A 14,702-nucleotide genomic window follows, 5' to 3' on the forward strand; every position below is an offset into this window, starting at 1 on the left:
CACCAATTTTTTTCTTGTTTTTTCATTTTTTAAACTTATAATTTCACACTATGAGTCAATTATCCCCTTTATCGACACTGATTGATGCCCAAGTCAAAAAAGCGGCCACCGAGTTTTGCAAGCGTCGGGGGTTGAAGCTCCGTTCGCTGGTGGAGCAGGCATTGGTAGAACAGTTGGAGGACGAAATGGATCTGGAGGCCTATCATCAGCGTCGGTCTGAAGAGACTATTCCGCTCGAAAAAATTCTTGCTGGTCGCAAAAGCCGGAAATCCTGATGGCTTCGTATCGGATCGAATTTGTCAAAAGTGCTCGCCAGGAGTTTGATCGCCTTCCGGCAAAGGTACATGGGAAGATCGTGGAGGCGTTAAGGTTTCTGTCGGAGAACCCCTATTCCGAGCTCCTTCGCATCAAAAAAATGAAAGGAGTTCCATCTCTCTATCGCATCCGTATTGGTGATTATCGGGTTGTTTATGAAGTAAGAAACGAGTCGCTGGTTGTCTTAGTAATCAAGATTGGTCATCGCCGAGAGGTTTATCGAAATTTATAAACCTGAGGCCACGAGACTGCGTTATCGACCGGTCGTAGTCATTTGGGGTTATTTTCTTCTCAGGAAATAATTTCATAATTCTCCTCGATCACCTTGCGAAATTCATCGCTGATCGAGTTCCGTTCCAGCAGATCAACCCGGATCGGCAGGTCCGATTTCTCAACGGTACAGATGCAAAAACGAACTCTTCGCCTTTTTCCTCCTTTGCTGTATACTTTCTGATGTGGGTTCGTCAGTGCCAATGAAAAGAAAAACAGCGATGGTCCTCTCGGGAGGCGGTGCACGTGGCGCCTATGAGGCGGGGATCATCCACTACATCAGGACGGCGCTCCCCTCTTCCGTTCGCAACCGTCATTTCGACATCCATTGTGGTTCCTCCGTCGGGGCGATCAACTCCTGTTTCATGGCAGCGACCGCGGATGACCTCGCCTACCAGGGAAAGATGTCGCGCGAAATCTGGGAAAACCTACGAGCCGACCAGATCTTTCGGCGCGATACGATAGCCCTCTTTGATTTTCTGACCAAGGGGGGCAAGGGAATCTTGCTCAACATGATCCGCGGCAGCTGGCTCAAAAAGGGAACGACCCATTTCGAGGGGTTTCTCAACACCTCCCCCTTCCTCCCGTTTCTTGAAAAGGCGATTCCCTGGGAAAAGATTACCAAAAATATTGACAGTGGTCTGATCCAGGCCCTCTCGGTTTCAGCGACGAATGTCTTCACCGGACGTTTCGAACTGTTTATCCAAAAAAATCCGGAGGTGGAATATACCGGAGAGTACATTACTCATTTTACGAAGATTCAGCCGATCCATGCGAAGGCCTCAGCCGCAATCCCGATTATTTTTCCGACTGTGTTGATTGACGGGATCGCCTATACCGATGGGGGGCTCCGGCTTAACACACCGATGTCCCCTGCCATCCAGCTCGGAGCCGACGCTATTTTTATGATCGGTCTTCATCATCGAGGTACAGGAGAAAAAATCCCTTCCCATGGAATCCATGGTCATCAGCCCTCACTGGGGCAGGTCTTGAGCCGCGTCATGAACTCCATCTTCCTCGATCGAACCCAGTACGACATGGAACAGCTCGAACGGATCAATCGGATCATCGACTGGGGAGAGGAGCTGTATGGGAAAAATTTCATGACCGATCTCAATGCCATGCTTCAGAAAAAAAATATCCGTGGTGACATCGCAAACCGGGGGCTCAAGAGACTCAAGGTGTTTCGGATCCGGCCGAGCGAGGATATCGGAGAACTCTTCAGTCACATCTTTCAGCGCCATCGGGACAAACATTTTACCCTCTTTGAGAAATTCATGCTGCGCTTTCTGGATGTCGATCCGACCGGAGGGATCGACTTTCTCTCGTACATTGGATTCATCCCAGAATACCTAAAAAAACTCCTTGAGTTGGGGTTTGAAGATGCCAAGTCAAATCGCCAGGCAATCATCGAATTTCTGGAAAGTTAAGCTAAAAATTTGTTCGAGTCTGTCAAGGTAAGAGACATGGGGTCTCTCCATCGGACGCAGGCCCTGTACCATCAGGAAGATATTTTTCGATAACAATATCCATATAAAACCCCTCCAGAGGGTCAACAGGAGGATTATGGAGGGATCCGATAAAGTAGACAGCCCCCGTAGGATCAACCGTGACAGCACTAAATCTCTCCACAAAGCCATAAGATCCAGAAACTTGGTTGATACAATGCTCCCAATCGGCAGAATAATCTGTGTTGAACCGTGCCGCCCATCTCCGATCAATATCATCTTCTGAACCAATGCCCCCCATGTACCTCTGATCTCCAGCAATCTGAATCTCCCCTTCTGCATTGACGGCAATCCCATTGATCTCACGCGCTTGGTCGTTAGTCCGTGTCAGGAGACCGATGCGTTCACCATCACTACTGTATTTCGCAACAACAGGCCAACTCCAAGGTGGCCCGATAAGTCCGTGGGTTGCGACATGAATATTTCCCTCGGGGTCTACGGCGAGATCTTTTCCATCACTTGATTGAGAAGAGAGTTCAGGGTCTTCGGACCAGTTCAGTGACCAAAGCTGGCTACCACCGGAGGAATACTTTGCAAGCCAAAGGTGTGAGATGGAGGGGGTAGAGGGCCATGAACCTACCCCAACCGTCCCCGTGACATAAAGATTCCCTACTGAATCAACGGCAACACCGCTGCCATAATCTCTTAAATCAGTCTCCCCTTCAGAGGTTCCATTGACAATGTTTCCCCAGACAAGAGGGGTGATACCGAAGGGGGTGAAATCATATCTCCTCACAAAAATCTCTGATTCCATAAAAGGTCCGGTTGATCCCGTCACATAGAGTCGCTTATTAGGACGGTCGACGGTAATATCTGATGATCTTTCTCCATCCCAGGTATCCTCAGAGATGTTAAATGAAAAGCCGCCTCCAGATTCACCTTCGTGAGTGACCCTTGCAATGAAGAGTCCCTCCGGACCAAAGAAATTTTGACCTGTGATGTAACTATTTCCACACGCATCGATATCAATCCCACTCGCATACTTTCCTGAGAATGGGAGCTCCCAGATCAAATTTCCGCAGGCATCAAATTGTCGAACCACCGTTGTCCATGAGTCTGCATTGGTCACGGTATAGAGGGTTCCGTACATATCAGCGGCGATATCAACACCATGGTCATCTATAGTGCCCGGTTCCCCAAGAATCCTTCTCCAAGGGGTGTCTGGCGATTCACAAAGGGCATAATGGGGATCAATCGGATCATCAGGGGATTTAGGCTTGCCGGCCGGATCACAGGGAGTCGGTGGCCGTCTCACACAACGATCGGTGCAACCAAAACCACCGTCACACGCCTCCCCTGCTTCCACAATCCCATTGCCACAAACGGGCCGGATGCAGTTCTTCGGGCATGCCCCTACGACAGTATCGCTGTTCGCGAGCCCCTCATCACACTCTTCTCCCACTTCCAAGATCCCATTTCCACAGGAGGCTGGACATTCTGGGATGTGAGTCAGAACTCCCTGCGGCAACTCGCATTCGATGACACAATCTTCGCTACAACCATCTCCGGAGACTCGATTCCCATCGTCGCACCTCTCCCCACCATTAAGAACCCCATTTCCACAAAGGTTAAAACGGACAATCACTCGAGGATCAAGATCGAATATCCTATCGAACCGCTTACCAAACTCTTTAAACCCTTTCTTGATTCTCTCGGTCAAAGAAACTTCCTTTTTGGTAAGTTCCAAACTCTCCTTGGCGCGTCTCACCTGGAATGGGTTCTTAGATTTCTTGGGTTGAACGGCTCTTTTGACTTCCTGTCTGGTAAATTTTGTCTGGGCTTGGAGCGGTCTCAAAAAGAGCCCTTCGGATCCGGTCTGAAAAATCAGGAGACTGATAAAAAACGAGGTCATTATGAAGAGGGTCTTGGCCATGAGAGTTTATTGAAGCAAGAAGTGTGCCAGCTCAGAGGCGATGGAAAAAGGAATATAACACATTAAAGTAGCTCATCTTTTTAGTTTATTGATACCCAATGAAGAATTTATCTAAATGATAATTTTATCGTTTTGATAAATTTTTAAACCCATGACTTTTAAGTTGCCAGTTTGATCCACTTGAGAGTAGGAAACAGATCCAGCGTGAAAACCAAATTCATCTTTGTGACCGGTGGTGTTGTGAGTTCCTTAGGAAAAGGGCTCGCCTCCGCATCGATCGGTGCCCTTCTCGAAGCACGCGGACTCAAGATCACACTCCAGAAACTCGATCCTTATATCAATGTTGACCCCGGTACGATGAGCCCCTTCCAGCATGGGGAGGTCTACGTCACCGAAGATGGCGCCGAGACCGACCTCGACCTGGGTCACTATGAACGATTCACCTCAGCCCAGTTAACAAAGGCAAATAATCTGACCACAGGCAAGATCTACGAGTCGGTCATCACGAAGGAACGCCGTGGCGACTATCTGGGACGGACCGTGCAGGTGATCCCACATATCACGGATGAGATTAAGGCACGGATCATGAAGGTCTCTACGGGGGTCGATCTTGTCATTGTCGAGGTCGGTGGGACGGTCGGTGATATCGAGAGCCTCCCCTTCCTCGAGGCGATCCGGCAGTTCCGAGCCGACGTCGGTCGGGAAAATGTGCTTTATATCCACCTCACGCTTGTTCCGTTCATCAAGACGGCCGGTGAGCTCAAAACGAAACCGACCCAACACAGCGTCGGCAAACTCCGCGAGATCGGTATCCAACCCGACATCCTGCTCTGCCGCAGTGATCGAGCGCTCTCAAAGGAATTAAAGGCAAAACTCGCCCTTTATTGTAATGTCCCCGCCGATTGCGTCGTCACCGCCCAGGATGTGGAAACGATTTATGATGTGCCGTTGCATTTCCATGAGGAGGGGCTTGATGACAAGATAGTCGAAATTTTGAACATCTGGACACGATCACCGGAGCTTGGCCAATGGGAATCGCTCTCCCAACAGATCAAAAACTTGAAACAGGAGGTCACAATCGGTGTGGTCGGCAAGTATGTCCATCTGACCGATGCCTACAAGAGCCTCAATGAGGCCTTGAGACATGGCGGATACGCCAATGAGGCGAAGGTCCAGCTCAAATTTATCGATTCAGAAACATTGGAGGGAGACAAAGAGATTGGAGACAATTTTAAGGATGTCGACGGAATCCTCGTCCCCGGCGGTTTTGGAAATCGTGGGATTGAAGGAAAGATCCGCACCGCTCAGTATGCCCGAGAGAATAAAATCCCTTTCTTCGGGATCTGCCTCGGGATGCAGATAGCGACGATCGAATTCGCCCGGAATGTCTGTGGATTGAAAGAGGCGAACTCAACGGAGTTTAATAAGGACACCCCACACCCCGTCATCGATCTCATGGAATCCCAAAAGGCGGTCGTCATGAAGGGGGGCTCGATGCGACTGGGTGCCTATCCTTGTCACCTCGAGAAAAACTCGCTCGCCTCACAGGCGTATGGAGAATCGGAAATTACGGAGAGACATCGGCATCGGTTCGAATTCAATAACGCCTATATCGATCGCCTTGCCGCAAAGGGACTTGTCGTCTCAGGTATCTGCCCCCAAGGATCACTCGTTGAGATCGTCGAGATCAAAAAACATCCCTGGTTTCTTGGCTGTCAATTTCATCCAGAATTCCAATCCCGTCCTCACCATGCCCATCCGCTCTTCACTCAATTCTTGAAAGCCGCTTGTGAGGCAAAGGCACGTAAGTCGTGGGTCAGCCGAAAAGGGGAAGAGGTCACCACGGAAATTCCGAAAACGGCCTCCAAGAAGAAAAAAGCAAAATTCTCAGAATGATAAAATTATCGTTTTGAGAAAAAACTTGCCCCCCCCACCTTGCTAATCACTTGTAATCACACATCTTATTTTTTAGCCCCGGCTTATTAATCTGGCATTGATTATGCACTATCCAGGTTCTCATGAGGAAGATGGTGAAGAAAGCAACCTTTCAACTCCTTGTTCTTCTTGTCTCCTTGGTCCCAGCCCAGAAAATTCTCGCCTGTGGTTATGGTTATCATCTCCTGCATCATCTGATTAATCGTGAGGTCATCACCTATACAGCGCCACAAACTCTTCCCACGACACTTCTCCAAGGAAATAGTGTCTTCAAAGTTAAAATTACCGATGTCTTTAATGGAAACGTGAAAAAAGGCTCAACGATCTTCCTGATTTGCCAGGAGGGGGTGAAACCGGAGTCTTGTAAATTCGATGGGAGAAAATCCCCCTTCCTGTTTTTGATAAAGCTGAGCGAAAAATCCCCCGTTTATAAAAATCTTCGAAAGATCTCCAAGACAGTCTACACCTTTCACCCTAACGATGGGATATCGCTAACTGTAAAAGACGGTCCCGGCTTACGTGAATTTATTAAAAATAAAAACAACCTCCAAAAATCGGCTATCGCGATGAAATCAGTTCAGACCCCTGCCTTAAAGGCGTCTCACTGCGCCCTCATTGCCCAAAAACAAACGGACAATCCAAATCTGCCCGGCTGTGTTGCGGAGGTCTTAAAAACAAAGTCCGTTGCCGATATTAATGCCCTTTTAAAAGTCATTTCGGACAACGTTTCCAAACTGAAGAAAAATATCGGCCCTCTCTGCAATCTCCTCAAGAATGATTTTAATCAGGCGAACAAGAATATCATCAATCAAGGCGAACTGAACCTCCGTTCCTCACTGAAATGTCCTGACAACGCCTCCTGGCTGCTGAGTGAGCTTGAAAAAAGCACGAACGAATTTGTGACGATGCTGATCCCATATCATCTGGGATTAGCCCGTGATGCTGCAGCGGTGAAAAAAGGGATAGGGTATTTCGAAAAACATCCTGAAAAAATAACCACCGTCATCCTTGAACAGTTCGCCTACGCCCTCTTCATGACGAATCAATGCGATCTGATGGATCAGTATGTGGAAAAAATCAGCAATGAACTTAAAAATCTTCCTTCCGATTATCTTGAATCATTTGAAAAAAATCAAACCTGGGATTCGATCGCCCAACACTATACGAGATGCAAGGGGATCCAATCGGGAAAATCAAAGCTCCTCGTCTCACTCCTTACCGATTCACCACAAGGATGGCCGTTTCCCGCCAAAAACGGCAAGGTCAGCTTTCGAATCCAACAAGCGGCGATAACATCACTGGAAATGCAGCTCTCCAAAAAAATAATCACCCCTGCCGAAGAGGGGTTGAAAGGGGCGATGCTTTACCAACTCCAGTCGGGACACCCTCAGGTTGTTCCAGAGGCGATCCGCTTCTTGAAGAGATATTACACGAGCCCCGATATCGATTCGCAAATTCTTCAAGTCGCGATGAGACCAGATGCCGAGAAATACTGGCAGAGCCATGCCATCATGGCGTTCCTTCAGAATAGTCAGACCGACAAGGCGATCCAGATTGCAACAAACAGCCGATTTCGACAGATCAAGACAATGGGACAGATGCTCCAGAAGGGGAAGAAAAACAAGCCATGAAAAGGCGCTCCTTTTTAATAACGTATGCTGCCGCAACAATTCTCCTCCTTTCTCAGGGATGTGATATAGATCGGGCTTGGGTCTTCCGACCCCTCCAGGAGGATCTCCTGATAACGACAGACTCTCTCACCCTCACTGGACTGGTGGGACGCTGGTCTGATGGCGCCCTTGTTGATATCTATGAAGATTGGGGAGGACTCCCCTGTCAATCCAACTTTTACAGAGAAAATTATGGTGATTATATTGCATCGGGAAGAATCAGTTATCCTTACGAAACGACAACTGATGACTATGGATTTTTTGAGTTTAACCTGGGATTCACGGGCGCTTCACAGGGACTCTATCAGTTTGAATGTTTCAGACCTCTCTTGAGACCATCCCGTTATCGGTTGACCACCTATCGAACGGATCTGACAGCTGCCCGGCGACAGTACATCTTTTTCAATTGGGAAGGGACCTATACAACTTACTGGGGTGATTGGGTGGATAGCTCTCTAAAAAATACTCTGAGTAGTACTACATCCATTATTGGGACATTCGATCCGGCAATAGAGTATTGGGTTCGTCTAGCAATTACCGCAGATATGGCAAAGATCGAAACCGAACGAAATTTTCTCGCCCGTTATGCCTGGGCCTATGATCCATTTTGGCCACTGAGAGTGGAAATTTGGGAAGCCCCCTCCTCAATCGAGACGATCATCGATGAATATGAAACAGCTACTTATACCGATATCGATGTCACCTATAACTATTATGAGTTCCCTGATAACGTGCAGGTTGTGCAGATGGTTCCCTGTATATTGTGGGAGCCTACGGTAGAAGAATGTGCAACAATTTTTGGGATTCCGGAGGCAGAGGTTACGGATGATATCTGTTCTCCGATCAACAATGATATCTGTTTGGCCTATGGACGTTATTTAGGTGATTGCGCCTTTGATTGGCTCAATTCGGACCTGTCAGGTGGGGCCTGTAATATTTATGTCCCCTCGATGGCTGCCGCGATCGACGCCGCCTTCGATGGTGGGTTTTTGACCTTGGCTGATGGTAGCGACAATCGGGTTCAGGATATGGCGAGGATACTCGGCAATTCAGCGGCCCATGAAATTGCTCATGCAGCAGGGCTTGTCAGTAATGAGCATCTGTATGGAACATGCCTTGAAGGAATAGAGGTGCTTGATGGTTATGGTAATCCGATCTGCCTCAGTCATGATCCGTTTGAACCGGATTTTGTCGCAGCCCAGAGAAATATCCCACGAACGATCATGAATAGTACCGAAACCCCTTGGGCACCCGGATACTTTTTTGAACGTTGCAGTGGATCGCCCGGTTATACCGGCTATCCGCCTGAAACTGCCGCTCGATGCCCAAACCGTTTCAATGATTTTAACGCTCAATACCTACGTTACATCCAAGGAAGAGATGAGCCTTAATAAACCTTGGTCAAGACGCTAGCGGGAAGGAATAAAACTGCAGGCCTCTGCCTCGGTCCTTTCAAAATCAAGGATATCGAACCCCTGCGGATTATCATCATTGAGCTGATAGGTCACTGTTGAGAAGCATTTCTGGTCCTTATCGATCGGTGATCTCCAAAAAACTGTTCGTGTACACTGCCCGGCGTCAGTCATCTGTTTGAGCCTTGCCAGATCCATCGGGGGATCTTCAATCCACTGATCATCCCACGCGGGAGGGGGGCCTATATCATAGCCGTTGGGCCTGTAACTCCCCGCTATCCGCGCCTGAATCTCTTCACAATTGTCATAATATTGATTGTTTAAACACTCCCGATCCCCTTCAGCACATTGATCCTCAGCCCCTCTGCCACCACAGGCCCAGGCCAATGACGCCCCTACCGCGGCCAAGACTGTTAAAAGTCGACTCATTTGGAACCCCCCTTTTTAATAATTCTTATCAAGAGACACATCTTGGTTATCGATTCTGGACCAGAAAAGTTGTGCACCAAAAACAGCACCAAAAAAGTCACCAAAAAGTCAAGATCATAAAGAGCCGACTGAAAAAGTCTTTCTAAAATCTCGTCATGTTTCTTGACTTGGGATCTCGCGAGACTTATTATTGCACCTTGGAAGGGAAGCTGGAATGGCATTAGAGATCAAGCAGTCCCTGAGATTAGCGCAGCAACTTGTTATCACCCCCCAGTTACAACAAGCGATCAAGCTTCTTCAACTCTCTCGCCTCGAACTGGAAAACCTGATCCAGCACGAATTGACTGAAAATCCGATCCTCGAAGAGCAGCTTGAGCAGGAAGCACGCCCCGAAGAGGAGGTTTCAGTCACGGAACCAGCCAACCTAACCCATGATGTGCACGACAAGGAGCAAAAGACAGCCGAGGTCGGGACACGTGATGGAGAGATGAAAGAACCGACCAACTTCGACTGGGAAAACTATTTGGGCACTTATAATGCCGCTGAATCGGAGCCTCGCCGTGGCAATGGAGAATTTCCGGATGAGATGCCCTCCTATGAGAATAAATCGGCTCCCTCCATGACGCTTCAAGACCATCTGTTATGGCAACTTCACCTCTCGGACATGACCGAGGATGAAACCCTGATTGCCGAGGATATTATTGGGAACATCAATGACGACGGCTACTTTCAGGGGAACCTTCAGGAAATCTCCGATAACAACGATTTCCCTCTGGATCGTGTGGAAGAGGTCTTGGGCATGATCCAGGAATTTGATCCTACCGGCGTCGGCGCTCGGGATCTCAAGGAGTGCCTCAAACTGCAGATTACCCCTTTTGAAAGGGAGACCGCCCTCCTCGAACAACTGATCGATCATCACCTTGAAGATCTGGAAAAAAGAAACTACGGGGCGATCACAAAGGGACTCGGGATCAGTAATGAAAAGCTCCGGGAACTGGCCCATATTATTTCGACGCTCGAACCAAAACCAGGACGCCCTTTTGGTGGAGAAAATCCCCAATACATTATCCCGGATGTCTATATCCACAAGGTCGGCAATGATTATATCGTTTCTTTAAATGACGATGGGCTCCCCAAACTTCAAATCAGCTCTTTTTATCGCAACGCCCTCTTCAAAAATGAGACGACCTCCCAGACCAAGGAATATATCCAGGACAAGCTCCGCTCCGCGATGTGGTTAATACGCAGCATTCATCAGCGACAGCGGACTCTTTATAAGGTGACCCATTCGATCATCAAGTTTCAACGTGGTTTTCTGGAGAACGGTGTCTCCCAATTGAAACCAATGATCCTGCGAGATGTCGCACAGGATATCCAAATGCATGAGTCCACCATTTCTCGCGTCACGACAAACAAATACGTTCAGACGCCACGCGGACTTTTTGAACTGAAATTCTTTTTTAATAACCGTCTTCCGACAAACTCGGGTGATGGAGTGACTTCTGAAAGCATCAAGGCGACTATTCGTCAAATGATAGAAAAAGAAGATGCGCGGCATCCACTGTCCGATCAGCAGATCGCCGAAATGCTCCAGAAACAAGAGGTCAAGATTTCTCGACGGACTATTGCAAAATATCGAGAGCTGCTCGGAATTTCACCCTCTTCTCGAAGAAGACAAGTTCTTTAATTTTTTAGGAGGTTTGTTATGGAAACAACCGTTACTTTTCGGCACAGCGATCCTTCGCCCGCTATAAAACAACATATCGATGAGAAGATAAAAAAGCTGAGCAAGTATTTTATGAAGGCGATACAGGCCCATGTGATTCTCACAGTGGAGAAATCAAGGCATGTCGCTGAGATCACCCTTTCAGAAAATAATCATACCCTTTACGCAAAAGAAGGAAGTCACGATATGTATCGATCTCTGGATATCGTCCTTCATAAGCTCGAGCGACAACTGAGAAAGCTAAAAGAGAAGATCAAGTCACACCATCACTAGACCATTGCTTTTTTATCTCTAATCCGATAGCAAGAGACCTCACATGAAAATAAAACAGATTTTGGCAAAAGATGCGATTATCTCTTCCCTGAAAGCAACCTCTAAGGAAAATGTTCTTGTTGAGATGGCTTCGCTCCTCTGCCGTCAGATTCCCGATATTTCTCCAGAAGGGATTACTCGTATTCTGATTGAAAGAGAAAAACTTGGTAGCACAGGAATTGGTAATGGGGTCGCTATACCACACGGAAAAATTTCACAATTAACCCAAATCACCACCGCTTTTGGACGCAGTCTCCCCGGTATCCCTTTTGACTCTCAGGATTCAAAACCGGCGCATCTTTTCTTTGTTCTACTTGCCCCTGAAAACGCAGCAAGCCTCCACCTGAAAGCCCTGGCCCGCCTCTCCCGTCTTTTAAAAGATGTTCATTTCCGCAATAAGCTGCTAGAGGCCAAGGACGAACAGCAACTCTATCAATACATCATCGAAGAAGACGAAAAATCGTAAAGCTGAATTCTAAATGAATGCCCTTTCCATACGTGATCTGCTGACTGACAAAGACAATCATCTCGGCCTTCGATTAGTCAGAGGTCGAAAAGGCCTCTCGAAAAAGATTACAATTCCCCGCATTCAAAAACCAGGCCTCGCCCTCACAGGACACACCGCTAGCCTCCATCCCGGCCGCATTCAGGTCCTGGGAACTCTCGAAATCAATTATTTAAAAAGCCTCTCAAGGGATCAGTTAAGAAAGGCGGCCCGTCAGCTCGGCAAAGTCGATCTTTCCTGTATTGTGATTACCCACGGCAACAGGACCCCTTCGCTCCTCCTGAATGAAGCGGATCGACGCGGGATCCCTGTTTTGGAAACTGATTTGGCTACCTCTTCCTTCGTCACTCGAGTGACCAATTGCCTGGAGGAAAAATTAACAGAATCGACCTCCCTCCATGCAGGACTTATCGATGTTTTTGGGATCGGCATCCTGCTGATGGGAAAGAGCGGAATTGGGAAGAGCGAATGCGCGCTTGAACTCGTCATGAAGGGACATCGTCTCGTAGCGGACGATATCGTTCATATCCGAAAAAAAGCACCTCATTCCCTCTATGGTTTTGCCAGCGAGCTCACAAAGTATCACATGGAAATCCGTGGTTTGGGGATCATCAATATCAAAGACCTCTTTGGCGTCGCCTCTGTGCGTGATCAAAAACTTGTCGAGCTCGCCATTAAACTGATCGAATGGAAATCAAAGGAAGAGTACGACCGTTTGGGGATTGACGAACAGTCTTATGAATGTTTGGGGATCAAAATTCCCCTGCTCCGTATTCCTGTGAGTCCAGGACGTAGTCTGACATCCGTTATTGAAGTGGCAGCCCGCAACCAACTCCTGAAAGTCAAGGGCGTTCACTCCGCACGCGAGTTTCAGGCAAAGTTGACAAAAAAACTTTTGTTGTCGGATTCTGAGGGGGAGCACGCCACCTTGCGAGATCTTGCTGAATGACCTCCAGTCAACCCAGGAAAGAAATTTTAATTATCTCAGGACTCTCCGGGGCAGGGAAATCAACGACCCTTCATGTCCTGGAAGATAGCGGCTATTTCGCTATTGATAATTTCCCCGGTAAACTCCTTCCAAAATTTCTGGATCTGTTCATAAGTCAAACCGACTACCCGCATGATCAAAAAGTTGCCCTCGTGATGGATGCGAGGGATACCGAATTCCTGAAACACTTTCCAAAATACCATCAACTTCTCAAACGTGAGCAACTCAAAGTTCGTATCCTTTTTCTCGATGCACGCGATGAAATTCTTCTCAGACGATTTTCAGAAACCCGTCGCCGTCATCCCCTCGCCCCTCGAGGACAGGTCCTTGTCGGTGTGCAAAAGGAAAGAAAGCTCCTGCGCCCCATCCGGGATAGGGCAACTCATTTTATCGATACCTCAGCCCTTTCCACTCACATCTTGAAAAAGACCGTGTTGCAATGCCTGAGGCTCCCTGCAATGACTTCCGCACTTTCCATCCAGGTACTCTCTTTCGGATACCACTTCGGACTGCCAACGGAAGCCGACCTCATCTTTGATGTCCGTTTTCTTTCCAATCCCCATTTTGTCCCAAAACTTGGAGCCCTGCCCGGCGAAAACCCGAAGGTGAAAAGGTATGTCCTCGAGAAAAAAGAAACCCGGGATTTTTTGAAGATCCTTCAGAAAACCTTGCGCTTTCTCTTGAAATCCTACTTAAAGGAGGGCAAAGCGCATCTCACAATCGCTTTTGGATGTACTGGCGGACGTCATCGTTCCGTCGTGATTGCCGATCGGGTCGGAAGAGACTTGATACGATGGGGATCTCACGTTACGATTACGCATCGTGATATGACACGATCTTCGGGAGGAGACTAGATGGTCGGGACAGTGGTTGTGACTCATGGGAAAATTGGAGAAGAGATGGTCCGTGCAGTCCTCTCCATTGTTCGGGAAGATCTCCCGCTTTATAGCGTTGCCCTGGAACAAAACGAGGATGTCGAGCAGATGCGCCGAAAAATTGAACAGGCGGTCCAGCGTGCCGATCGTGGACATGGGGTTCTTCTCTTGTCAGATATGTTTGGAGGGACTCCTTCCAACCTTTGCCTTTCCTTTCTGGAAGAGGGTAAAATTGAGGTTGTGACGGGGGTCAACCTCCCGATGATTATTAAACTGGCAACTATCCAGGAGAACAGGTCTTTAATAGAAACTGCTGATTTCATTAAACGATATGGCCAAAAAAACATCGCACGGGCAACAGAAGTCCTCCAACAAGGGAGCAGCGACTAATACCGCCTCCCATGCGTTCAAGGTCAAAAATGAGCTCGGTCTTCACGCTCGGGCAGCGGCCCTCTTTGTTAAAACCGCCTCAAAGTTTAGGGCCAATATTATGGTGAAAAAAGGGGCCCATGAGGTGAATGGGAAAAGCATCATGGGAATCCTGATGCTGGCAGCGGGACGGGGATCCGAAATCCATATCACGGCGGATGGCCACGATGCCCCCCAGGCGCTGGCAGAGCTGGGAACACTAATTCAGAATGGTTTTGGGGAAGAGTAGGCGGTTTTGCCTCTTCTTCATTGATATTTCACCAATTCTCCTCTACGATGGGTATCTAGTGAGCACTGCAAGGGTATCTATTCTTTTTTTAATCCTCTCGTTATCCCTCATGTTTTTCCCCTCCTGCCTCGGTTCAAAAGGCTCCGATCCTTCCTCTGGTGTATCGGCCGACAGTTCGGCTGATTGTTTCGGAGAGTCTGCTGATGACTCGGTTCTCTCCGCCTCC

General features: G+C 48.1%; 16 protein-coding genes. 13 read left to right on the forward strand and 3 right to left on the reverse strand.

The window, feature by feature from the left end; all coding sequences use genetic code 11:
• The first annotated feature begins 50 nt into the window (after window positions 1-50).
• Window positions 51-275 carry a hypothetical protein gene (locus HYT76_10290; GenBank protein ID MBI2083934.1) on the forward strand — a complete coding sequence of 75 codons (225 nt, stop codon included), beginning with the start codon at window positions 51-53 and terminating at the stop codon, window positions 273-275.
• Entirely contained in the window at window positions 275-547 is a 273-nt protein-coding gene (locus tag HYT76_10295; GenBank protein MBI2083935.1) for a type II toxin-antitoxin system RelE/ParE family toxin, read from the forward strand. The genes HYT76_10290 and HYT76_10295 overlap by 1 nt, the downstream gene beginning before the upstream one ends.
• A gap of 59 nt (window positions 548-606) precedes the next feature.
• On the opposite strand, the gene HYT76_10300 is transcribed toward HYT76_10295, so the two are convergent.
• The gene (locus HYT76_10300; GenBank protein ID MBI2083936.1) at window positions 607-789 is read right to left on the reverse strand and encodes a hypothetical protein; all 183 of its coding nucleotides are present in this window, start codon (window positions 787-789) and stop codon (window positions 607-609) included.
• On the opposite strand from HYT76_10300, the gene HYT76_10305 reads away from it, so the two are divergent.
• Window positions 789-2,015: a patatin-like phospholipase family protein gene (locus tag HYT76_10305; protein ID MBI2083937.1), complete on the forward strand. Its 1,227-nt coding sequence runs from the start codon at window positions 789-791 to the stop codon at window positions 2,013-2,015. The genes HYT76_10300 and HYT76_10305 overlap by 1 nt on opposite strands.
• A 22-nt stretch (window positions 2,016-2,037) precedes the next feature.
• Here the strand turns inward: HYT76_10305 and HYT76_10310 are convergent, their stop codons facing one another.
• Window positions 2,038-3,945 carry an SBBP repeat-containing protein gene (locus HYT76_10310; GenBank protein MBI2083938.1) on the reverse strand — a complete coding sequence of 636 codons (1,908 nt, stop codon included), beginning with the start codon at window positions 3,943-3,945 and terminating at the stop codon, window positions 2,038-2,040.
• Window positions 3,946-4,170: 225 nt separating this feature from the next.
• Here HYT76_10310 and HYT76_10315 point away from each other — a divergent pair, with 225 nt between their 5' ends.
• The 3 genes from HYT76_10315 to HYT76_10325 all read left to right on the forward strand — a co-directional run bounded on the left by HYT76_10315 (window position 4,171) and on the right by HYT76_10325 (window position 8,962).
• Window positions 4,171-5,862, forward strand: a complete 1,692-nt coding sequence (locus HYT76_10315; GenBank protein MBI2083939.1) for a CTP synthase — start codon at window positions 4,171-4,173, stop codon at window positions 5,860-5,862.
• 131 nt (window positions 5,863-5,993) lie between these two features.
• Window positions 5,994-7,532, forward strand: a complete 1,539-nt coding sequence (locus HYT76_10320) for a hypothetical protein (protein ID MBI2083940.1) — start codon at window positions 5,994-5,996, stop codon at window positions 7,530-7,532.
• Window positions 7,529-8,962, forward strand: a complete 1,434-nt coding sequence (locus HYT76_10325; protein MBI2083941.1) for a hypothetical protein — start codon at window positions 7,529-7,531, stop codon at window positions 8,960-8,962. Before HYT76_10320 ends, HYT76_10325 begins: the two co-directional genes overlap by 4 nt.
• Before the next feature lie 18 nt (window positions 8,963-8,980).
• Here HYT76_10325 and HYT76_10330 read toward each other — a convergent pair whose 3' ends face one another.
• Complete coding sequence (locus HYT76_10330; protein MBI2083942.1) at window positions 8,981-9,412, reverse strand: hypothetical protein; 432 nt, start codon at window positions 9,410-9,412, stop codon at window positions 8,981-8,983.
• Between the two features lie 214 nt (window positions 9,413-9,626).
• On the opposite strand from HYT76_10330, the gene rpoN reads away from it, so the two are divergent.
• Genes rpoN through HYT76_10365 form a run of 7 tightly spaced genes read left to right on the forward strand, consistent with a single transcriptional unit; the run spans window position 9,627 to window position 14,476 of the window.
• The gene (gene rpoN, locus HYT76_10335) at window positions 9,627-11,099 is read left to right on the forward strand and encodes an RNA polymerase factor sigma-54 (protein MBI2083943.1); all 1,473 of its coding nucleotides are present in this window, start codon (window positions 9,627-9,629) and stop codon (window positions 11,097-11,099) included.
• Between the two features lie 18 nt (window positions 11,100-11,117).
• Window positions 11,118-11,411 (forward strand): ribosome-associated translation inhibitor RaiA, encoded by a 294-nt coding sequence (gene raiA / locus HYT76_10340; protein ID MBI2083944.1) that lies wholly within the window; start codon window positions 11,118-11,120, stop codon window positions 11,409-11,411.
• Between the two features lie 43 nt (window positions 11,412-11,454).
• Entirely contained in the window at window positions 11,455-11,916 is a 462-nt protein-coding gene (locus HYT76_10345) for a PTS sugar transporter subunit IIA (protein MBI2083945.1), read from the forward strand.
• Window positions 11,917-11,929: 13 nt separating this feature from the next.
• Window positions 11,930-12,904, forward strand: a complete 975-nt coding sequence (gene hprK, locus HYT76_10350) for an HPr(Ser) kinase/phosphatase (protein MBI2083946.1) — start codon at window positions 11,930-11,932, stop codon at window positions 12,902-12,904.
• Entirely contained in the window at window positions 12,901-13,797 is an 897-nt protein-coding gene (rapZ, locus tag HYT76_10355) for an RNase adapter RapZ (protein MBI2083947.1), read from the forward strand. The genes hprK and rapZ overlap by 4 nt, the downstream gene beginning before the upstream one ends.
• Window positions 13,798-14,208 (forward strand): PTS sugar transporter subunit IIA, encoded by a 411-nt coding sequence (locus HYT76_10360; protein MBI2083948.1) that lies wholly within the window; start codon window positions 13,798-13,800, stop codon window positions 14,206-14,208.
• On the forward strand, window positions 14,150-14,476 hold the full coding sequence (locus HYT76_10365) for an HPr family phosphocarrier protein (GenBank protein MBI2083949.1): 327 nt from the start codon (window positions 14,150-14,152) through the stop codon (window positions 14,474-14,476). The genes HYT76_10360 and HYT76_10365 overlap by 59 nt, the downstream gene beginning before the upstream one ends.
• The last annotated feature ends 226 nt before the right edge of the window (window positions 14,477-14,702 follow it).

This window comes from Deltaproteobacteria bacterium, from assembly GCA_016180845.1.
Lineage (GTDB): Bacteria > UBA10199 > UBA10199 > JACPAL01 > JACPAL01 > JACPAK01.